20 protein-coding genes are annotated in these 20,139 nt (G+C 43.5%); 9 read left to right on the forward strand and 11 right to left on the reverse strand.

The window, feature by feature from the left end:
- Positions 1–159: 159 nt before the first annotated feature.
- The 4 genes from AC0VYG_RS11315 to AC0VYG_RS11330 all read right to left on the reverse strand — a co-directional run bounded on the left by AC0VYG_RS11315 (position 160) and on the right by AC0VYG_RS11330 (position 4,275).
- Positions 160–1,329, reverse strand: a complete 1,170-nt coding sequence (locus AC0VYG_RS11315) for a cation:proton antiporter domain-containing protein (RefSeq protein ID WP_475432366.1) — start codon at positions 1,327–1,329, stop codon at positions 160–162.
- 29 nt (positions 1,330–1,358) lie between these two features.
- Entirely contained in the window at positions 1,359–2,027 is a 669-nt protein-coding gene (locus AC0VYG_RS11320; protein ID WP_475432367.1) for a TIGR04211 family SH3 domain-containing protein, read from the reverse strand.
- A gap of 126 nt (positions 2,028–2,153) precedes the next feature.
- Positions 2,154–2,630, reverse strand: coding sequence for a DUF934 domain-containing protein (locus tag AC0VYG_RS11325; RefSeq protein WP_475432368.1), 477 nt, complete (start codon positions 2,628–2,630; stop codon positions 2,154–2,156).
- Positions 2,614–4,275: a nitrite/sulfite reductase gene (locus AC0VYG_RS11330; protein WP_475432369.1), complete on the reverse strand. Its 1,662-nt coding sequence runs from the start codon at positions 4,273–4,275 to the stop codon at positions 2,614–2,616. The genes AC0VYG_RS11325 and AC0VYG_RS11330 overlap by 17 nt, the downstream gene beginning before the upstream one ends.
- Before the next feature lie 258 nt (positions 4,276–4,533).
- Here AC0VYG_RS11330 and nfuA point away from each other — a divergent pair, with 258 nt between their 5' ends.
- Entirely contained in the window at positions 4,534–5,115 is a 582-nt protein-coding gene (gene nfuA, locus AC0VYG_RS11335; RefSeq protein ID WP_067018071.1) for a Fe-S biogenesis protein NfuA, read from the forward strand.
- Positions 5,116–5,251: 136 nt separating this feature from the next.
- On the opposite strand, the gene AC0VYG_RS11340 is transcribed toward nfuA, so the two are convergent.
- On the reverse strand, positions 5,252–6,325 hold the full coding sequence (locus AC0VYG_RS11340) for a 3-deoxy-7-phosphoheptulonate synthase (RefSeq protein ID WP_475432370.1): 1,074 nt from the start codon (positions 6,323–6,325) through the stop codon (positions 5,252–5,254).
- 98 nt (positions 6,326–6,423) lie between these two features.
- Positions 6,424–7,185, reverse strand: coding sequence for a sulfite exporter TauE/SafE family protein (locus AC0VYG_RS11345; RefSeq protein WP_475432371.1), 762 nt, complete (start codon positions 7,183–7,185; stop codon positions 6,424–6,426).
- Positions 7,186–7,293: 108 nt separating this feature from the next.
- Here AC0VYG_RS11345 and cysB point away from each other — a divergent pair, with 108 nt between their 5' ends.
- Complete coding sequence (cysB, locus tag AC0VYG_RS11350; protein ID WP_475432372.1) at positions 7,294–8,268, forward strand: HTH-type transcriptional regulator CysB; 975 nt, start codon at positions 7,294–7,296, stop codon at positions 8,266–8,268.
- A 107-nt stretch (positions 8,269–8,375) separates the two neighbouring features.
- On the opposite strand, the gene wrbA is transcribed toward cysB, so the two are convergent.
- The 4 genes from wrbA to AC0VYG_RS11370 form a co-directional block, all read right to left on the reverse strand.
- Positions 8,376–8,975: an NAD(P)H:quinone oxidoreductase gene (gene wrbA, locus AC0VYG_RS11355; protein ID WP_475432373.1), complete on the reverse strand. Its 600-nt coding sequence runs from the start codon at positions 8,973–8,975 to the stop codon at positions 8,376–8,378.
- The gene (gene arsC, locus AC0VYG_RS11360) at positions 8,975–9,316 is read right to left on the reverse strand and encodes an arsenate reductase (glutaredoxin) (protein ID WP_475432374.1); all 342 of its coding nucleotides are present in this window, start codon (positions 9,314–9,316) and stop codon (positions 8,975–8,977) included. The genes wrbA and arsC overlap by 1 nt, the downstream gene beginning before the upstream one ends.
- A 75-nt stretch (positions 9,317–9,391) precedes the next feature.
- Positions 9,392–11,119 carry a proline--tRNA ligase gene (locus AC0VYG_RS11365; RefSeq protein WP_475432375.1) on the reverse strand — a complete coding sequence of 576 codons (1,728 nt, stop codon included), beginning with the start codon at positions 11,117–11,119 and terminating at the stop codon, positions 9,392–9,394.
- Positions 11,120–11,153: 34 nt separating this feature from the next.
- Positions 11,154–12,023: an SMP-30/gluconolactonase/LRE family protein gene (locus tag AC0VYG_RS11370; RefSeq protein ID WP_475432376.1), complete on the reverse strand. Its 870-nt coding sequence runs from the start codon at positions 12,021–12,023 to the stop codon at positions 11,154–11,156.
- 84 nt (positions 12,024–12,107) lie between these two features.
- Here AC0VYG_RS11370 and AC0VYG_RS11375 point away from each other — a divergent pair, with 84 nt between their 5' ends.
- The 3 genes from AC0VYG_RS11375 (at position 12,108) to AC0VYG_RS11385 (ending at position 16,139) form a co-directional block, all read left to right on the forward strand.
- Positions 12,108–12,551 (forward strand): HIT domain-containing protein, encoded by a 444-nt coding sequence (locus AC0VYG_RS11375; protein ID WP_475432377.1) that lies wholly within the window; start codon positions 12,108–12,110, stop codon positions 12,549–12,551.
- Positions 12,552–12,591: 40 nt separating this feature from the next.
- Positions 12,592–14,406 carry a DUF2786 domain-containing protein gene (locus tag AC0VYG_RS11380; protein WP_475432378.1) on the forward strand — a complete coding sequence of 605 codons (1,815 nt, stop codon included), beginning with the start codon at positions 12,592–12,594 and terminating at the stop codon, positions 14,404–14,406.
- Positions 14,407–14,621: 215 nt separating this feature from the next.
- Positions 14,622–16,139, forward strand: coding sequence for a fumarate hydratase (locus tag AC0VYG_RS11385; protein ID WP_475432379.1), 1,518 nt, complete (start codon positions 14,622–14,624; stop codon positions 16,137–16,139).
- A 162-nt stretch (positions 16,140–16,301) separates the two neighbouring features.
- On the opposite strand, the gene AC0VYG_RS11390 is transcribed toward AC0VYG_RS11385, so the two are convergent.
- On the reverse strand, positions 16,302–16,604 hold the full coding sequence (locus tag AC0VYG_RS11390) for an ArsR/SmtB family transcription factor (protein ID WP_475432380.1): 303 nt from the start codon (positions 16,602–16,604) through the stop codon (positions 16,302–16,304).
- 405 nt (positions 16,605–17,009) lie between these two features.
- On the opposite strand from AC0VYG_RS11390, the gene ehuB reads away from it, so the two are divergent.
- The 4 genes from ehuB to ehuA are packed head-to-tail and all read left to right on the forward strand — an operon-like array spanning position 17,010 to position 19,983.
- The gene (gene ehuB / locus AC0VYG_RS11395) at positions 17,010–17,858 is read left to right on the forward strand and encodes an ectoine/hydroxyectoine ABC transporter substrate-binding protein EhuB (RefSeq protein WP_475432381.1); all 849 of its coding nucleotides are present in this window, start codon (positions 17,010–17,012) and stop codon (positions 17,856–17,858) included.
- Positions 17,859–17,876: 18 nt separating this feature from the next.
- Positions 17,877–18,536, forward strand: a complete 660-nt coding sequence (ehuC, locus tag AC0VYG_RS11400; RefSeq protein ID WP_475432382.1) for an ectoine/hydroxyectoine ABC transporter permease subunit EhuC — start codon at positions 17,877–17,879, stop codon at positions 18,534–18,536.
- A complete protein-coding gene (gene ehuD / locus AC0VYG_RS11405; protein WP_475432383.1) occupies positions 18,536–19,213 on the forward strand; it encodes an ectoine/hydroxyectoine ABC transporter permease subunit EhuD in 678 nt (225 codons plus the stop codon). Before ehuC ends, ehuD begins: the two co-directional genes overlap by 1 nt.
- On the forward strand, positions 19,210–19,983 hold the full coding sequence (gene ehuA / locus AC0VYG_RS11410) for an ectoine/hydroxyectoine ABC transporter ATP-binding protein EhuA (protein WP_475432384.1): 774 nt from the start codon (positions 19,210–19,212) through the stop codon (positions 19,981–19,983). Before ehuD ends, ehuA begins: the two co-directional genes overlap by 4 nt.
- The last annotated feature ends 156 nt before the right edge of the window (positions 19,984–20,139 follow it).

Here is a 20,139-nt window from a genome sequence, read left to right on the forward strand (position 1 = left end):
CGAAATTTGCGCGCTATTATACAAGACTTTTTAGTTAGCAGTCAGGTATTTCGCGCTATTCTATTATATTTTATGTGACGAAAGAAAGAGTCCACTCCAAACCTTTCTATAAAAGCGTCTGGAGTTGTAAAAAATCTTAAATCGACATGAAAATCTGGCCTAATCTCTGCGCAATTTATCTGAAATTGCGATTGGATTTGGGTAGTTCAATATAACGACATAAGTTGATAGGGCAAAACTTAAAATGGCCGTTGCTTGAATCACATTTGAGGCCGCTGTGCCTATTAGGCCAATATTGGCCGCAAGGTAGGCAATAAGCAGTGAGAATTCACTGACTTGACCTAGGCGAAAGCCCACTTCCCAAGACGTACTTGCGTCTTCTTTGATGCCTTTCAATAAAAACCGAAAAACAACAGGTTTGATTAGCATTGAGCTGATGGCCAGTATCAGGGCTGGCACAATCACCACTCCTAATAAGCTGAAATCAAAACTGGCGCCTATGGTAAAGAAAAATAAGATTAAGAAAAAGTCTCTTAGTGGTTTTAAATGTGTCGCAATGTATTGAGAGATCGGGCTGGTTGCAAGTGCAACGCCAGCGATGAACGCGCCCATTTCTGCTGACAGGCCTAAATACTCGGCTAAAACCGCCATTGAGAGGCACCAACCAATAGACACTAAAAATATATATTCGTGAAATCGATCAAACTTGGTGATTAATTTTATCAAAATAAACTTCACAAATAGAAAAGCGCCGCCTACAAGCAAGGGTAGGGCAATAAGAGGCCTTAAAAACTGCACCGCGGAGTTATCTGCGCCAGCGGAAAAGCTATTCAGCTCCAGTAAAACGCCAATGGCTATCATATCCTGCAAAAGCAACAAGCCGACGACCAGTTCCCCTGTATGTTTGTGGTGTAGAACGGTTGTCGGTAGTAATTTGATACAAACGATGGTGCTTGAGAACATCATGGCAATGCCAATGACCAAGCTTTCTGTTTTCGTGTAGCCAAAAGCAATAGCGACCATGTAACCAACAGCAGCAAAGGCAATGGAGCTTAAGAGGGCGATCCAAGCGGCTTTTTTTAGCATGTTGATAAGGTGGCTGGGTTGCATATCCAAGCCGAGAAGAAAGAGCAGAAAAATGATACCAATGTGACTCATTTGATTCATGAGTTTTGGTTCAGTAATTAAAGAGAGTCCATACCGCCCAAACAATGCTCCAAGAGCAATGTAGGCGATAATCATGGGTTGCCTTGTGTATAAAGCAATGGAAGCAACAACAGCCGCCCCTGCAAAAATTAAAAAGAAGGAGTGTACGATGGATGCTTCCATTTGTTTCCCTTAGAGAATGATATTTTGTGTTATACCCATGTACCTGAACTAGGTTTTTTACGACGAGTCATAGGGATGAGAATACCAATGAGCACACCGCCAAGAAGCGTTCCCGCGCCAATGGCAAACCATCTTTGTTGATTACTATCGCTTTTGTTATTCGCCTGAGCTTTGGCTGCGGCCAACTGCTGCTTAAGTGTATCAATTTGATAACTGACATTGTCGTTTTTTTCAACAATTGCCTTTGCTTTGTCGGTTAGCGTCTTCATTGAAGCAAGTTGCTGCGTCAATTGCTTTTTATCTTTCTCAAGATTCGATACTTGTGTTGTAAGTGTCGCAACATTTTGTTGGCTTTCGTCATACTGTTTATTTAGGTCGACTTTGCTTTGAGATAACTTGGTGAGCTGCTCTTGAAGTTGAATCACTTGCTCCCGGGTCACTTGATCGTCGCTTAAGAAGTAATCGGCCACCCAGCCCACGTTGCCGCTGGGGGTTTTTACTTTTGTATAACCATTACTTTTCTCCAATACTTGTAAAGGTGTACCACTTTTTATGCCGCGCTCAACGGCGGGGGAATTATTGTCTTGTCCTTGACGGATGGCAACAAATTGAACGTCAGAGACGTAGACAGTAGTTGCTTGAGCAACGCCTGATAGTAACAGCCCTATAAGAAGGCAAGTTATGCTTTTTTTAGACACGTTAAGACCCTTTAACAATCAATCACTTTGACTCGTTTCCTACGATAATCAGCGAGGCCTAAATACGCAATAGAAAAAGGCCCAAGAATGGACCTTTTATTGGAGTATTGACAAAAGATTTAGTCTTTATCGACGTAAAAACATCGGTCTGGGATCAATTACATCGCCTTGATAAGCAATAGAAAAACTTTTGTTGAGCAGTAGTGCTTTTTCCAAATCTACATCATCATTGAACTGGAAGGCATTAAAGCCAACACGTAAAAGATAACCTTGCTGGTCTGGAATAAAATGACCCAATGCGCGGATTTCGCCTTGATAGTTAAGGCGCTCTCGTAATAGTCGAGCGTAGCTAAAGCCCCGACCATCAGTAAAGGCTGGGAAATTGATACCGATGACAGAGAATTGAGTAAGGTCTACGCCTTCTATCTGTTCCACGCCTTCTCCTGCGTCTATCCATACACCAGCCACCTTGCCAATGGATTCATGTTCAGCAAGCCATCTTGCTAAAGGCACGATAGCATTGCTGGTTACGGGGGTGTCATTATCCTGAATCCAGACTTGCTCATTGTCGATAATCTTGCCATTTTTAATTAACTTTAGCATATGCGGCCTCTTTAAATGGTGCCATTCCTATACGGCGGAAGGTATCGATAAAACGCTCTTCATCTGTGCGATTGCTCACATAAACATCCATCAGCTTCTGGATTACGCTGCTGATTTCTTCTTGTGCAAATGAAGGGCCGAGAATTTTGCCAATACTGGCATCATGACCAGAGGAGCCCCCCATGGAAATTTGATAAAACTCTTCGCCTTTTTTATCAACACCTAATATGCCGATGTTACCAACATGATGGTGGCCACAGGCATTCATACAGCCTGAAATGTTTAGATCAATGTCTCCTAAATCGTATAAATAATCCAAGTCGTTGAAGGTTTCTTGGATTTGTTCTGCGATCGGGATGGATTTTGCGTTAGCCAACGCACAGAAATCACCACCTGGGCAACAGATCATATCCGTTAATAGACCCAAAGTAGGGGTTGCAAAACCGGCCTCTTTAGCGGCTTCCCACAGTTCCACTAACTGGTCTTGACGAACATCTGCAAGCACAAGGTTTTGTTCATGGCTCACTCTTAGTTCACCAAAACTATATTGATCAGCAAAGTCTGCCCCTTTTTCCATTTGTTCTGCGGTGGCATCACCAGGGGCTTGACCTGGTTTTTTCAATGATAAAGTGACAATACGGTAGCCAGGTTTTTTGTGGGCAAAGGTGTTGCGTTCAAACCAGCGGGCAAAGCCTGCACTGTCCGCTAGCTTAGCGGTGAGTACGTCAGGGTTGTCTGTTAGCGCTTCATAGTTTGGTTCAGTAAAAAAGCTTTGTAACCGCGTGAACTCGCTCATTGGAACCGTACTTTCTTTTCCGCGTATATGACGCCATTCTGCATCGACTAATTTGCGGAATTCGTCAATTCCCATGGCTTTAACCAAAATTTTAATTCGAGCTTTGTATTTATTGTCGCGACGGCCTTTTTGGTTGTAGACGCGAATGATGGCATCTAAATAGGTTAGCAAATCTTCCCTTGGGACAAATTCATTGATGGTTAAACCAACCATCGGAGTACGACCTAAGCCGCCGCCAACGATGACTTTAAAGCCGATTTCACCTGCGTCATTTTTCTTGATTTGTAGACCAATGTCATGCACCTGAACCGCAGCCCGATCAGATGATTCTGTGGCGTTTACCGCAATTTTAAACTTACGCGGTAAGAAGGCGAATTCTGGGTGAAAGGTAGACCATTGACGAATCAGTTCACAGTAAGGGCGTGGGTCAACGACTTCGTCCGCAATAACGCCAGCATATTGGTCTGTCGTTGTATTACGAATACAGTTACCGCTGGTTTGTGTGGCATGCATTTGTACTTGAGCAAGCTCAGCCAAAATATCTGGCACATCTTCAAGTTTCGGCCAATTCAGTTGTAGGTTTTGGCGGGTACTGAAGTGTCCATAGCCTTTGTCATAGCGGCGAGTAATGCCTGCTAAGGTTCTTAGTTGATCACTGGATAGCATGCCGTAGGGAATGGCAATGCGCAACATAGGCGCATAACGCTGAACATAGAGGCCATTTTGTAGGCGCAGTGGTAAGAATTCTTGTTCACTTAGTTCTTGATTTAAGTAGCGGCGTGTCTGGTCGCGAAACTGTGCTACACGCTCATTAACAAGCTGTTGGTCAATTGCGTCGTATTGGTACATAGAGAAATAAGCCGTGGTTAATAAATTTTAATGGCGTAACTCTAGCAAATTTCCTTTATTCTAAAAATGAATATTTATCTATATCTTTAGCGGTTTTTCTAATAAGGCTTATTCAATTAATTAACCCCCTCCAATCAACAGTTCCGGCAAAAGTGAATAGTGGAAAAATACCCTACTTTTTTAGTTGGTCTTTGGTTTTATTGTCAATCTGAGTTACTATGTACCCATTAGATGTATGACTGATTTAGAAGGGTTGTTATGAATATTACTATTACTGATGGCGCTCAAGACTACCTTGCTTCACTACTGGAAAAACAGGGTGTAGAGGGCATTGCTGTGCGTATTTTTATCCAACAACCAGGTACGCCTTATGCGGAGACTTGTCTTGCTTACTGCCGTCCTGATGAAGTGAATGAGACAGACGAAATTTTGAATCTTCCTAAACTGAAAGTCTACATTGAGAAAAATTCAGTGAACTTTTTGGATGAAGCCTACATAGACTATGCAACCGAAAAGATGGGAGGGCAGCTAACCATTAAAGCGCCTAACGCTAAGATGCCAAAAGTCTCAGCAGACAGTCCAATCGAAGATCAAATTAATTATGTTCTGTACTCGGACATAAACCCAGGCCTTGCCGCCCACGGTGGTGAGGTGACCTTGGTAGAAGTCATAGATGGTCAAGTTGCCGTCCTTCGCTTTGGTGGTGGTTGCCAAGGTTGTAGTGCGGTTGATTTAACCTTGAAAGAAGGTGTTGAGAAAACCTTGATTGAAAAAGTGGCGGGGTTAACTGCAGTGAAAGATGCAACCGACCACACTGTTACGGATAATGCATTTATGTAGCAATTGCTATCCTATTGAATTTATCCTGTGGATGTTTGTGGTTGAGTGCACAGGAAAATACAGCTGAACGTAAAAAGGGACGATAGAAAAATACCGTCCCTTTTTCGTTTTTAACCGCGTTTCATCAAGGTGTTAATTAGCGCTTTCGGTTAGGCAACACAGATTTTAATGCATTGGCCATGTCGCCAATTGTTTGCTCCGTTGTTTGCCAGTCGATGCAGGCATCCGTAATGGAGACACCGTAGGTGAGGTCTTTTTTCTCAGCGGGGACTTTTTGATTGCCCCAGCCAATGTTACTTTCAATCATTAATCCCATAATGGATTGGTTACCATCGAGAATTTGTTGAGTAACGTCTTCGGCGACAATGACTTGGCGCTCAGGTTTCTTGTTGGAATTTTCATGGGAAGTATCCACCATGATGTTTGCTTTTAGGTTGGCTTTAGCTAGCGCTTCTTCTGCTTCACTGACAAATTGCGCTTCGTAGTTGGGTTTACCGCCGCCACCGCGCAAGACAACATGTCCGTAGTCATTACCCTTGGTATTGACAACGGTGACTTGACCCGCTTCATTAATTCCCAAAAAGGAATGTGGATGTGAAACGGACTGCATCGCATTGATTGCTACTGTCATTGAGCCATCTGTACCATTTTTAAAGCCAACAGGGCCAGACAGACCAGACGCCATTTCTCGGTGCGTTTGTGATTCGGTTGTGCGAGCACCAATGGCAGACCAGCTGATCAAGTCTTGAATATACTGGGGAGAAATGGGATCAAGAGCTTCAGTCGCTAATGGCAAGCCAAGTTCCGCTAAATCAATTAATAACTTACGGCCGATACGTAGGCCTTTATTAATATCAAATGTGCCATCGAGATTGGGGTCGTTAATAAGGCCTTTCCAGCCGACCGTGGTTCTTGGTTTTTCAAAATAGGCGCGCATGATGATATAAATCGAGTCATCTACTTTTTCAGCCAATGTTTTCAAGCGTCTTGCATAGTCAAGGGCGGCTTCTGGGTCATGAATAGAGCAGGGGCCTATAACAATTGCAAGGCGGTGGTCTTTACCATCCATGATGTTTTTGATTGTTTCACGAGATTGCGCAATCGCTTTGCTTACGGACTCGCTAATAGGTAGTTCAGCCTTTAGTTCTGTTGGAGTGACTAAAGGGGAGAATGAGGCAATATTTAAGTCCTCAAGATGTCGATTACTCATTACAAGGGATTCCTAGTTACTATTTTTTTACGTGTTGGAACATTATCGTGTTTTACATCTTTTATGAACCTTATTACCCCTCATTTTTAGGATCTTTTTTAAAAGAAGAGGTATTTTAGACCAAATGCCATGAGTGCAGTGGCCAGAAGAGGCTGTAATACTTTGTTGGGCAGATAGCTGGATGCATAGGTACCAAGGTAAATCGCAGGGATGGAGCCAATGAGAAGGCCTATCAGTAGGGTATAGTCCACATTACCAAGCAGCAGATGCCCAATTCCCCCGATCAATGTAAGTGGTACCGCATGAGCGAGATCGGTACCAACGATGTTCTTGGCTCGCATAACGGGAAAGAGAATCATCATGATTGCGGTACCGAGTGCCCCAGCGCCGACCGAGGTTAAGGTTACTAACGTTCCTAGTGCGATGCCACAGACAAAGATCAGTTTTAAACTGGTCCTTTCCGATAAATGTAAATCAAAGCTGTTTAGTAGTTTTCTGCGAAAAATAATGACAAGTGCTGTTATTAACAACATTAATCCTAAGGTCGTCGTTAATATGTGTTGGTAGTTGTCAGGCTTGTCAAACTGGGAGAGTAGCCATATAGTGACAAGTGAAGCTGGTAAACTGCCAGCCGCCATGGCGCCAACAATGCGCCAGTTCACATTGCCTTTTTTAGCATGTAAGTAGACGCCAGTGCTTTTGGCGATCCCTGCATACATAAGATCCGTTCCAATGGCAATATGGGGAGGAAAACCAAAGAGTAGTAATAGTGGCGTCATAAGTGATCCACCGCCTACTCCCGTGATGCCAATGGCAAGCCCAACAACGGAGCCTGCTAAAATATACCAAATAAAATCCATCGTACTCTGTCTTTATGGCGATTCGAGCTGGAAACACTAGAGGTTTTTTACTATTCTATAAAGTAATATTTTATTATGTTTTTAACTCTTTTTAGAATAAGGTGTCCGATGAAGTTACAGCAGCTAAGATATATATGGGAAGTAGCGCGTCATGATTTGAACGTCTCGGCCACCGCGCAAAGCCTTTATACTTCTCAACCTGGCGTAAGTAAGCAGATCCGTTTACTTGAGGATGAGCTGGGGATTGAAGTCTTCGCAAGAAGCGGCAAGCATTTAACCCACATAACCCCAGCAGGGGAAAAGATTATTGCCTTAGCGGGTGAGATCTTGAATCAAACGCAGAATATTAAACGTGTTGCTAATGAATTTAGCGATGAGCGCAAAGGTGCCATGGATATTGCCACAACGCATACTCAAGCGCGCTATGCTTTGCCAAAAGTGATTCATGAATACATCGACAGTTATCCGGATGTGACACTGCACATGCATCAAGGGACGCCCATGCAAATTGCCGAGATGGCAAATGATGGTGTTGTGGATTTTGCTATCGCGACCGAGGCGCTAGAATTGTTCGGCAATCTAGTCATGCTGCCTTGTTATATGTGGAATCGTTGCGTTGTTGTGCCAAAAGATCATCCTCTAGCGCAAGCTAGCAAATTGACTTTAGAGGCATTAGCTGGACATCCCATTGTGACTTATGTTTTTGGTTTTACCGGACGCTCTCAATTGGATCAAGCGTTCCAAGAGGCAGGCTTAGATCCAAATGTTGTCTTTACCGCGGCCGATTCAGACGTCATTAAAACTTATGTTCGTCTCGGCTTGGGGGTGGGGATCGTGGCATCCATGGCCTTTGACCCTGAGCAAGATTCTGATTTGGTAGCCCTCGATGCCTCACACCTTTTTGAAGACAGTTGTACAAAAATCGGTATTCGTAGCAATACCTTTATTCGTGGCTACATGTATAAATTTATTGAGTCATTTGCGCCTCATTTAACCAAAGATATCGTTGTTGCAGCAATGGAAGCTGCTAATCGACAAGATGCTGAGCAGCTTTTTAAAGACATTGAGTTACCAAGATTTTAAGTATCTAACGATCTACATAATGATGAGATAAACAAAAAGGCGCAGTGATAGACGATGTCACTGCGCCTTTTTTATTGAGTAATTTTAAGATGAGGATCAATGATGAGCTATTTAGCCAGTTTTATGGCCATCTCGGCAATGCGTTTGCCCTGTGCTTCACATAGAGATTTTTCATCATTTGTCAGCTGATGCTCGTCTGTATTGCTGGCAAGGTGGCTTGCACCATAAGGTGTCCCACCTGCGGTGGTGCTAAGGAGTGCTTTATTGTTGTAAGGCAAACCTGCCCAAACCATGCCATGATGTAAAAGTGGCGTCATCATCGAATGAAGACACTGTTCATGGCCACCATGCATGCTACTTGCGCTTGTAAATCCGCAGGCGGGCTTATCAATCAAACGGCCAGTCAACCAAAGCATTGAGGTTTGATCTATAAAGTGTTTGAGTGGTGCTGCGATAGCGCCAAAATACGATGGAGAACCAAGTGCTAAGCCTGAACACTCTGCCAACTCGTCTAATGTGGCATAGGGAGAGCCTTCGTCTGGTATTTCAGGAGTGGTTGCTTCGCAGGTCTCTGACACATTAGGAACTTGACGTACTTTGGCCTCAATTCCACCGACACTATTGACGCCTCTAGCAATGTGTTTGGCCATTTCAGCAATCGAACCATGTTTGCTGTAAAACAAAATTAAAACATAGGGGGTACCCATTAGAATAATTCCAGCACTTGCTCGGGTGGTCGGCCAATTTTCGCTTTACCGTTATGAATAACAATAGGGCGTTCGATTAGGCTCGGATGGTTGTGCATGGCTTGAATACGTTCTTCGTCTGTCGATTCTTTGGATAAGCCAAGTTCTTTGTACAAGGCTTCTTTTGTGCGCATCATCTCAATAGGGGAAAGAGCAAGCTGTGCAATCAATTCTTTGATCTCTGCAATGCTTGGTGCGTCTTTTAGGTATAAGCGCACATCTGCTTGAATGCCGTTTTCTTCTAGCAAAGCGAGTGTTTGGCGGGATTTGGAACAACGAGGGTTATGGTAGATGGTCGTCATGCTGCTTCCTTTATTTGTCGTACTGTATTAGGGGGAGAGAAGCTGTCTAACTTTTGGTTAGACGGCTTCTGAGAGTTAAGCTTGTTGCTTAACAATAAAGTCCACTGCATCCGCTTGAGCAATGTCTTGGTTTTCGCCTTTAGAACGATGTTTGTATTCTAACGTGCCGTTTGCAAGACCCTTATCACCAACCACTAGGCGATGAGGAATACCCAGCAATTCGCAGTCAGCAAACTTAACACCTGGGCGTTCTTTACGGTCATCCAGAAGAACATCGATACCCTTTGCTGTTAGTTCAGTGTACAAGCGTTCGCACTCTGCGCGTACGGCTTCGGATTTATCATAGTTCATCGCGACAATGGCAACACTGAATGGTGCGATGCTTTCAGGCCAGAGGATGCCTTTGTCATCAAAGTTTTGTTCGATGGCTGCCGCTACAATGCGAGACACACCAATACCATAACACCCCATGTGCATGATCTGAGCTTTGCCATTTTCATCTAACACGGTAGCTTTTAAGGCTTCTGCGTATTGTTGACCCAGTTGGAAAATGTGTCCCACTTCAATGCCGCGCTTGATGACAATGTTACCTTTGCCATCTGGAGAGGGGTCACCTTCGACCACATTGCGTAGATCAGCCACTTCAAAGTCTGGGCAATCTCTTTCCCAATTTAGGCCAGTGACGTGGTAGTCGTCTTTGTTGGCGCCTGCACAGAAGTCAGACATTACCGCGGCTGAGCGGTCGACAATAATGCGGATGCCTTTTTCTTTCAGACCTTGTGGACCGATAGAACCTGGTGCACAGCCAATTTTGTTGAGAATGTCTTCTTCGCTAGCAAACTCGAATGGGGCAACGATACCCTTTAGCTTCTCAACTTTCAGTTCATTAATATTGTGGTCACCACGAAGAACTAAGGCCACAATGGTGCTTTCTTCGTTTTCGTCGATACCTTTAACCAGCATGGTTTTCACTGTTTGAGTGACATCCAGCTTTAAAAACTCAGCCACTTTCTGAATGGTTTTGCAGTCAGGCGTGAAGACTTCTGTCATATCCTGGGTGGCTGGATCGGCTTTTTCTTTTAGCGTAACGGCTTCTGCAAGCTCAACATTCGCCGCAAAATCGGATTCGTCACTGAAAGCAATGTCGTCTTCACCGGAATCTGCTAAAACGTGGAATTCGTGAGAATAAGCACCACCAATGCTGCCGGTATCAGCGCGAACAGGGCGATAATCCAAACCAATACGGTCAAAGACGTTGCAGTACGCTTTGTGCATGACGTCATAGGTCTCTTGTAAAGACTCTGGGCTTACGTGGAAAGAGTAAGCGTCTTTCATGCAAAACTCACGTGAGCGCATTACACCGAAGCGAGGGCGAACTTCGTCACGGAATTTAGTTTGGATTTGGAAGAAGTTAACGGGTAATTGTTTGTAACTGGTGAGTTCATTGCGAGCCAGTTCGGTGATGACTTCTTCATGAGTTGGACCTAAGCAGTAATCGCGACCATGGCGGTCTACTAGGCGTAATAGTTCTGGACCATATTTTTGCCAACGACCGGATTCTTGCCAAAGCTCAGCCGGCTGTACGCCCGGCATAATGACTTCAAGCGCACCAGCTTTTTGCATTTCGTCGCGTACAATGCTTTCGACTTTGCGGAAAACTTTTACGCCAGTCGGTAACCAAGTATATAAGCCTTTAGAAATTTGGCGGATCATGCCTGCACGAACCATCAATTGATGGCTAGTAACGACGGCGTCAGTTGGAGCATCACGTAATGTAGAAAATAAATAATTGCTTGCGCGCATGATAATAGTGTCTATGTCTTATAAAGTTAATGTCTTAGCCAGCAAAGCGTGGCTCAGTTAGGCCAGCAATGCCCACATCAAGGGCAAAAATCCCGCCAGCTTGTGGGAATTGTTGCAACTCTTCGTTGGTCTGTGCGCTCCGGCAGGTGCTCACAAACAAGGTTTTCATATCGGGACCACCAAAGGCCACCATGGTCGGGTAAATGGCAGGAACAGGGTATTCCTCTAAAATCACTCCGTCAGGGCTGATTTTTACCACTCGCTGACCCTGATAGAGCGCTGACCAGTAATTGCCTTCGCTATCAACAGCCGCTCCATCAGGACGTCCATTGCCACGGGGAAACTCAATAAAGGTTCGCTTGTTGGTGGCTTGGCCAGTCTCAAGGTCATAATCAAATTGATAGACGATATGATTAGGCGTATCAGAATAATACATGATTTTGTTATCAGGTGAGAAGGCCAAGCCATTAGATGTCCAGGCAGCCTGATCGATAACAAGTTGCTTACCGTTTGTAAATTGGTGTAGCGCTCCTTTAAAAGCATCTTTTGGGCTATACATAGTGCCCGCTAGAAAGCGTCCTTTCGCATCGCAGCGACCATCATTAAAACGTGTTGTTTTTTGATCGTAAGTAGCGAGCCAATAAAGCTTTAATGGTCCATTGAAGTTGTCAAATTGGTATACACCCGACCGAAAGGCAGCAATAAACCCTCCTGTTTCAGCAAGCGAGAAACAACCAATTTCTTCATCGAATTGACGGGTTTCTAAGGTGTTTGCATTAATGTTAAATGCGTGTAATTTGAAAGCATCAATATCTACAAAATAAAGCGTTTGGGTGTGTTCATCCCAACGTGGGCATTCTGCTAATTTGGCTTGTACGTCCAAAACACATTGCATATCAGTCATGCTGACTCCAAGTCTTTGGGTGATTTTAATGTAGGAGTGCTATAGTGCTTATGAAAGGCTTTGATGTAAATAGGAATGTATAAGATGTTTGAGTTAAATCCCACTCTAGAACGCGATTCTATCTTGATCGGTTATTTGCCACTTTGCCAAGTGCGACTAATCAATGATCGCCAGTATCCATGGTTTATACTGGTACCGCAACGCAATGGTATTAGTGAAATATATCAGTTGGTTGAAGAGGACCGTAGCATGCTAATGGCAGAAAGCTGCCTGTTAAGCGAAACGTTGCACGATGCTTTTTCCGCTGACAAGCTAAATATTGCTGCGATTGGCAATAAAGTGACGCAACTTCACTATCATCATATTGTTAGGTTTGAAGATGATGCCTCTTGGCCTGAGCCTGTTTGGGGGAAACGGCCTGCCATTGCGTATTCCCAAGAAGAATTGGCGAATATTTTGCAGAAGGTTAGGTCGCTATTGTCAGACGATTTGACACTACCCGATAACGATGGCGAACTGTATTATTAACTAATGGACGACACTGGCTAACATTGGAAAGGCAATTTGTATGAATATACGCAGAAGAAAGAAAGCGATTAGTAAGGTTGTTAAGTTACTGAATCTTGCTACTTCTACGAACTCAAGCGAATCCGTTGTTGCGCTTCGTCATGCGGAATCTTTGATTCGACAATATTCTATACTGCAGCGGGAATTACCGATTCTGCAACTGTGTGATACCAGTATGTTGTATCGTGTTAGTTGGGGGGGCGCGGCACCAAGACACGCAAAAGAAGTGCCGATTAAGCCCGTGTTTCGAGAGTCTGTCTATCAACGTCGTTTTAGTGAAAAGACGACGGATCCAAGTAAGGCTTATGCATCGGTTAGGACAATTTTGGACGACATCGAAGAAGGGTTGGTTGAGGGCGCTCACTCATCGATAGAAGATCCTTTTGCAGAAGCGGTTAAACACTCCTATAGTGAGCAAGCAGAAGCCGAAAATGTACAGAAAGAAAACGCTTCTGAGCCCGAAGAAGTGTCGAGTGATGAGGCTGAGATCAGTAGTGAACAGACCCATGAAGCTGAGCCTGTTTCAAGTACCGAATCCAATCAGACTCAGTCAGCTGAACAAAGCCAAATAGCTGAGCCAAATGAGTCGGCAGAGCAACATGATGATAAAAAGGCAACGGAGTCGATGGAAGACCTTCACCTGGATGCAGAACAACCTATGTCTGATTTGAATGAGCCGATTGAATCGAGCGTAAATATGACATCTGAAACGATGACGTCTGATAATGTCATCAATGCTGCGCAAGCGTTTCGTCCTAATAAGCAGGAATTTGCAGATACCCTGAGAACCCAATATTCAACCAGTGATCCAACCATTCCGTTTTCTGATGACAAGTACTGGTCTAAGATTTATGAGCGCTTGGCGGATTTTGATGAGGCCAAGGTGAAGGCTCAGATGGACGCTCTTAAACAGCAGCTGCAACTGGCGGAAGAAAATTTGCAGGTTAAAAAGAGCTATCGCTTAGAGCAAGAGCAAGAGGAGCTACAAGAGCGAGCTGAGCGTGCGCGCATTGAGAGAAGCTTTGAAGAGGCAATGGAGCGTGCGTTTCAAGCGCGCGCCAAAGCGCATGAGGCATGGGAGCAAGAACGAGCTCGTATTCGTTTATCCAGCTTGCGAGATGAGCAAGAAGCATTGCACGGCTTTGAGTCGCTGACACAATCGCTTAATCAGCATGTCGAGGCTTTTAAACAGCATTTGCAGCGCAAGGAAGATTACCGTGCAGCGAAAATAATGCACGAGCTGCGTCACCATCTTGCATTAGCCGTTTCTTCAAGTCCTGAGTCGTCGGAATCTTACGCAACGGTACTGGATATTATGCAAGATAATGGCTTGTCTTTAAAAGACCTAGAGTTCTCGGATATTAAAAATAAAAGCTTGTTTATCCGTCTTCTGGAGCGAGAAACCGCACAAATTGAAGATATCCACCAAAGAGAAATATACACCGAAGAGATGTTGGACAAATTTTTGACTGCCAGCGCTTCGAAAAAGGAGTCTAAAGCCTCTGAGAATCCCATTCAGCATATTCAGCGGTTGTTAATTGCTGCGAACGAAGGGGGGCAATTTGAAACCCAAAAAAACCTAGAGCAAGTGATACATTTAATGGATAGCCATGGTGTCAGTGTTCGCGACATTGGTTATGAATATATTAAAAAGTACTCGGTTTTCATTCGCCTGATTAACTGGGAGGCGGAAAGTATTTCGTCTCTTTCTGAGCGCGAAGCTTTTACGGCAGGCATTTTAGAAGAATATGTTCAACATTCCGTACAGACACCAGCTAAATCGTCTGATAAAAGCAAGAATAAGAAAACCTACTAAGGTCAGCCTTGATATCGTGATCTTGACCCTATGTGGCGTTGCTTAGATTGGCTCTGTCACTATAAGGGATCGAAAATGGTTTTCTTTGTTTACGATATTTATTTTGTGAATGGAGTATATATATTGCCTAAATAGACTCTAGGTCTTTCTTTGCGCTCGCGCATCTTTTACCATTTTGCCTTCGATTGATTCGTAATCCTCAGCAGGAGAGATGCATGAGCATTATCAAAGAGAGTGATTTGATTGACAGCGTAGCAGACGCGCTGCAATTTATTTCCTATTACCATCCGTTAGATTTCGTTAAAGCCGTTCATGAAGCTTATGAAAGAGAAGAGAGTACTGCAGCGAAAGATGCAATGGCTCAAATTCTTATTAATTCTCGTATGTGCGCCGAAGGGAAGCGTCCGATTTGCCAAGACACTGGCATCGTCACTGTTTTTATTAAAATTGGTATGAACGTTCAATGGGAAGGAACAAAGAGCGTCTCCGATATGATTAATGAAGGTGTGCGTCGTGCGTATACACTTCCTGAAAATGTCTTGCGTGCCTCTATTTTGGCTGACCCTGCTGGAGCGCGTAAAAACACGAAAGACAACACGCCAGCAGTGATACATATGGAAGTGGTACCCGGTGACACAGTAGAAGTCCATGTTGCTGCAAAAGGTGGCGGCTCAGAAAACAAATCCAAACTGGCGATGCTGAACCCTTCTGATGATATTGTTGAGTGGGTTAAGAAGACGCTTCCTACTATGGGAGCTGGCTGGTGCCCACCGGGCATGTTGGGGATTGGGATTGGTGGTACCGCAGAAAAAGCCATGGTCATGGCAAAAGAATCTCTGATGGAACCTGTTGATATTCACGAGCTTAAAGAGCGTGGCCCTCAAAATCGCGTTGAAGAACTTCGCCTTGCCATCTTTGAAGCGGTCAACAATCTTGGTATCGGTGCACAAGGTCTAGGTGGTTTAACGACCGTCCTTGATGTGAAAATCATGGATTACCCAACTCACGCAGCCTCTTTACCTGTGGCAATGATTCCAAACTGTGCGGCGACTCGCCATGCACACTTTGTCTTGGATGGATCCGGTCCTGCTGATTTAGTACCACCTTCTTTGGATGATTGGCCGGAAATTACTTGGGAAGTTGGAGAAAGTGTACGCCGCGTTAACTTGAACGACGTGACACCAGAAGAAGTTCGAAGCTGGAAACCAGGCGAGACCATATTGCTAAACGGCAAAATGCTAACTGGTCGTGACGCTGCTCATAAGAAAATGGTCGAAATGATGGCCAATGGAGAAGAGCTGCCTGTTGACTTGAAAGGACGTTTTATTTATTACGTGGGGCCTGTTGATCCGGTTCGCGATGAAGCGGTTGGTCCCGCTGGTCCGACTACCTCTACTCGCATGGATAAGTTCACTCGTACTGTCCTAGAGAAAACGGGTCTGCTTGGTATGATTGGTAAAGCAGAGCGTGGTCCAATTGCCATTGAAGCAATTAAAGAATTTGGTGCTGTCTACTTAATGGCCGTGGGTGGCGCTGCTTATCTGGTATCAAAAGCCATTAAGAAAGCGGACGTGGTTGCTTTCCCTGAATTGGGAATGGAAGCAATTTACGAGTTTGACGTAGTCGATATGCCCGTTACTGTTGCCGTTGATTCTGAGGGCACTTCTGTACATGTGACTGGCCCAGCAGAATGGAAAGCTCGCATTGAAGAGCAAGCACTAGAAATTAAATAACGGCGACTTCCGTTTTATTCATAGTGCGCTTAAAGGCCGTCATCTAAAAAATGATGGCCTTTTTATTTTTAGCGAAAAGATCTTTTCTATCGTCTCATTATATTCCACTAAGAGAATGTCTCTCTACCATCTTTGCTGAAGTTCGCTTTAAAATGTCGTAATTTAAAGTGTTTTTTTAAGAAGTTCCGCAAACTCTTCAATAACGGCTTCATTTCTCTGGTAATAGACCCACTGACCTTGACGAGTCGATAATACAAGCCCAGCACGCTGAAGGTTGGCTAAATGAGATGACACAGTCGATTGTGACAAGCCGGATTTTTCGAAAATCTTGCCGACACAGACACCATACTGATAATTGGTTTGTCCTTGAAACTCCAAATGAGGCATTTTTAACCAGCTTAGAATGTCTCTTCTGGCTGGGTTAGAAAGCGATTTTATAATGTTGTCTAATTCATTTGGTGTCATTGAGGTAACCTGAACTGATGGCTTAGCTTAATTGGTTTCATACTCTACACAGTGGGCTTATTGGAAAGCGGCATGCTGTGTTTTTCTATCTTTTAAGCACTCATTATAACGCTTCTTGAACAGGGAAGGTACGAATAAGTCGTCTAAGTATCAGGCTTTCAGAGAAATCGTCAATTAAGGTGTAACGCTAGCTAACGAATGCGATCCCTTATGAGGCGTTAGTGTTAATTGAGTACATCCCTGCTTACACCTTACCCCGTGAAAATACATGGCACACTGGCTAAAACTATCAACCAAAATAGTTACAGAACTAATTAATTCTTGATCATTCTCTGTAATTTATTTAGTGTAATAGAGTAATTTACTGGAAATTTCAGCGATAAATCACAAATGGAAGAGGGAAAAATGAAAAGAATAGCGAAAAAATATATTATATCTCTAATGACTTTGACGATGGCTTTTTTTGCTGTATCCGCTTCAGCAGATACCTTATCGAAGATCAAGAAAACAGGAACGGCAACCATTGGTGTGGCGAACGAAGTACCTTATGGCTACACAACACCTGAAGGAAAGCCAGCAGGTGAGGCGCCAACGATTGCCGTTCACGTTTTGCATGAGCTGGGTGTTAAGCACGTTAAAGTGGTGGTAACAGAGTTTGGCTCTCTCATTCCAGGGCTTCGTGCAGGACGTTTTGATGTGATTGCCGCAGGCATGTACATTACACCAAAACGTTGTAAGCAAATTCTGTTTTCCAATCCAACTTATAGCATCGGTGAAGGCTTTCTGGTCAAAAATGGCAATCCTGCCAATCTTCATGGATATGGAGATGTTAAAAAAGACGATGTTAAGTTAGGAGTGATGTCTGGTTCTGTTGAATACGGTTATGCCCGAGACTTTGGCATTAGCTTAAGCAAAATTGTTGTCCTTCCAGATTATCCATCTGGTGTAGCCGCACTTAAATCTGGCCGAATTGAAGCGCTTGCCGGTACCAGTTTAACAATGGCTTCGTTAGCTAAGAAAGATAGCGATGTGGAGTTAGCACAGCCCTTCACGCCATTGAAGATCAAAGGCAAATCGATCAAGGGTTATGGTGGTTTTGGTTTCCGTCCATCTGATAAAGCATTACGTAACGCCTTTAATAAAGAATTAAAAGGCTTTATTGGATCAAAAGCGCACCTTGCTATGGTCGAGCCATATGGTTTTGGTAAGTACACGTTACCTGGCAATATAACGGCGGCAAAACTCTGCCAATAATATAGGGGAATCAAAGTCATGGAATTTGGAGAAATAGTCTCCGTCTTACTCCAGGGCGCTGTTGTCACGATTAAAATCGTGGCAATGGCCTTGCCTCTCGCCGCCGTAATGGCCTTTATTTTCGGTTTGATACGACTCTATTCACCCGCGCCATTTAAGCAAATTGCTATTTTCTACATTGAGTTTTTCCGTGGAACATCAGCATTAATTCAGCTTTATTGGATCTATTTTGTATTGCCATTTTTTGGCATTACGATTGATGCCATGACGGCGGCAGTAGTGGCGCTAGGGTTGAATATTGGCGCTTATGGAACAGAAGTGGTGCGAGGTGCAGTGCAATCCGTGCCTAAGGGGCAATACGAGGCGTCTATCGCATTGAACTTTACCCCTAGACAAAGAGTTTGGCGCATCATTTTACCTCAAGCATTTGTTAACATGATTCCGCCTTTTGGAAACTTGGCTATCGAGCTTATTAAAGCCACATCATTGGTTTCTTTAATCACAATTGGTGATTTGACTTTTAAAGCAAAATCCCTTGCTGACACAACATTGCAAGTAGGGGAAATTTTTGGGGTTGTTTTATTTTTATATTTCATCATGTCTCAAGCACTGGCACTTTTATTTAAATTGTTAGAAAAGCGCTTAAGTAAAGGCTTAGGGCGTGGAGGTATTAATTGATGAATAGTTTTAGTTGGGATTGGGCATTTGCTTGGGAAGTGCTCCCTATGATTTTGTCAGCCGCTAAAGTGACGTTGTTAGCAACCTTACTGGGTAGTATTTTTGCCATTTTTATGGGGTTAGTGTTTGCGCTTTTACGCCGTAGTCCAAGTCGAATACTCCGTAATAGTGTCTATTGGCTAGTCGAATTTATTCGAAGCACACCTCTATTAGTTCAAATATTCTTTTTATATTATGTGATGCCCGAGTATGGCATCAGTATGTCTCCTTTAATGACTGGGGTGCTTGCCCTTGGTTTACACTATGGTGCCTATTTATCAGAGGTATTTCGTAGTGGGATTGATGGCATTGAAAAAGGCCAGTGGGAAGCCGCTCGAGCATTAAATTTAACCACAATCGATACCTATAAAGACATCGTTTTACCGCAAGCGATTCGTCCAATGATTCCTGCGACAGGCAATTATATTATTGCTATGTTTAAAGAAACACCACAGCTATCTGCCATTACATTATTGGAAATGTTACAGGTAGCAAAAATTATTGGTTCTGAAAACTTCCGCTATTTAGAACCATTCACCATAGTTGGAATTCTATACCTAGTATTTAGTATTGTCGCGGCATTCGGTATTCATCAAGTAGAAAAACGCTTTCCAAAAGAAGGATTTACCCTAAAATGAGTACGCCTATTATTGAGTTTAAAAATGTAAAAAAACGCTTTGGCGACACAACCATTTTTAGCGATTTTAATTTTACAGTAGAAGAGAATGAAATAGTCTCTATTATCGGGCCCAGTGGATCAGGTAAAAGCACGCTTCTGAGGATTTTAATGACGCTTGAGGGGATTGACGGTGGTTATATTAATGTTGCAGGGGAGTCTTTGTGGCATATGCACTGGCAAGGTCAATACGTTCCGGCAAACAGCAAGCATCTACATAAAATGCGTAATCACTTAGGGATGGTGTTCCAGCATTTTAATTTGTTTCCTCATATGAGCGTGAAAAGAAATATTACAGAGGCTCCCATGCGTGTTAAAGGGGTCTCTCGTGAAGAAGCGGAGAAGTCAGCAGAAAAACTACTCAATCTCGTTGGATTGGCAGATAAAGCTAATAGTTACCCAAATGATTTATCTGGTGGGCAAAAGCAACGGGTTGGTATTGCGAGGGCATTAGCAATGAAACCGTCTATTTTGTTGTTAGATGAAATCACTTCTGCGCTTGATCCGGAGCTAGTGGATGAAGTGCTTGATGTGATTCGTAACCTAGTAAAGGAAGATAGCTTTACGATGCTGTTGGTCACTCATGAAATGTATTTTGCTCGTGAGATTAGTGATCGGGTGTGCTTCTTTGATAAAGGAACCATTGTTGAAGAGGGTAAGCCAGAGGAGATTTTTACCTCACCCAAACATGATAGAACGAAAGCCTTCTTAAATGCCTACTTAGGGCAATAAACTTCCATTACATAATATATCAGGCCGTTTCATTCGGATCTCATCAGGTTCATAAATTAATCAAATTCAGAGCAACCAGCTATGTGTGGGTGGTTTGAATTTGGTTTTTTTATGCCTAAATTCAAAAATGTATACAAAAATTATCTCCTTTCCGCT

Source organism: Marinomonas sp. 63XJN7_7_ISO-PGPR-S23-202 (genome assembly GCF_056173505.1).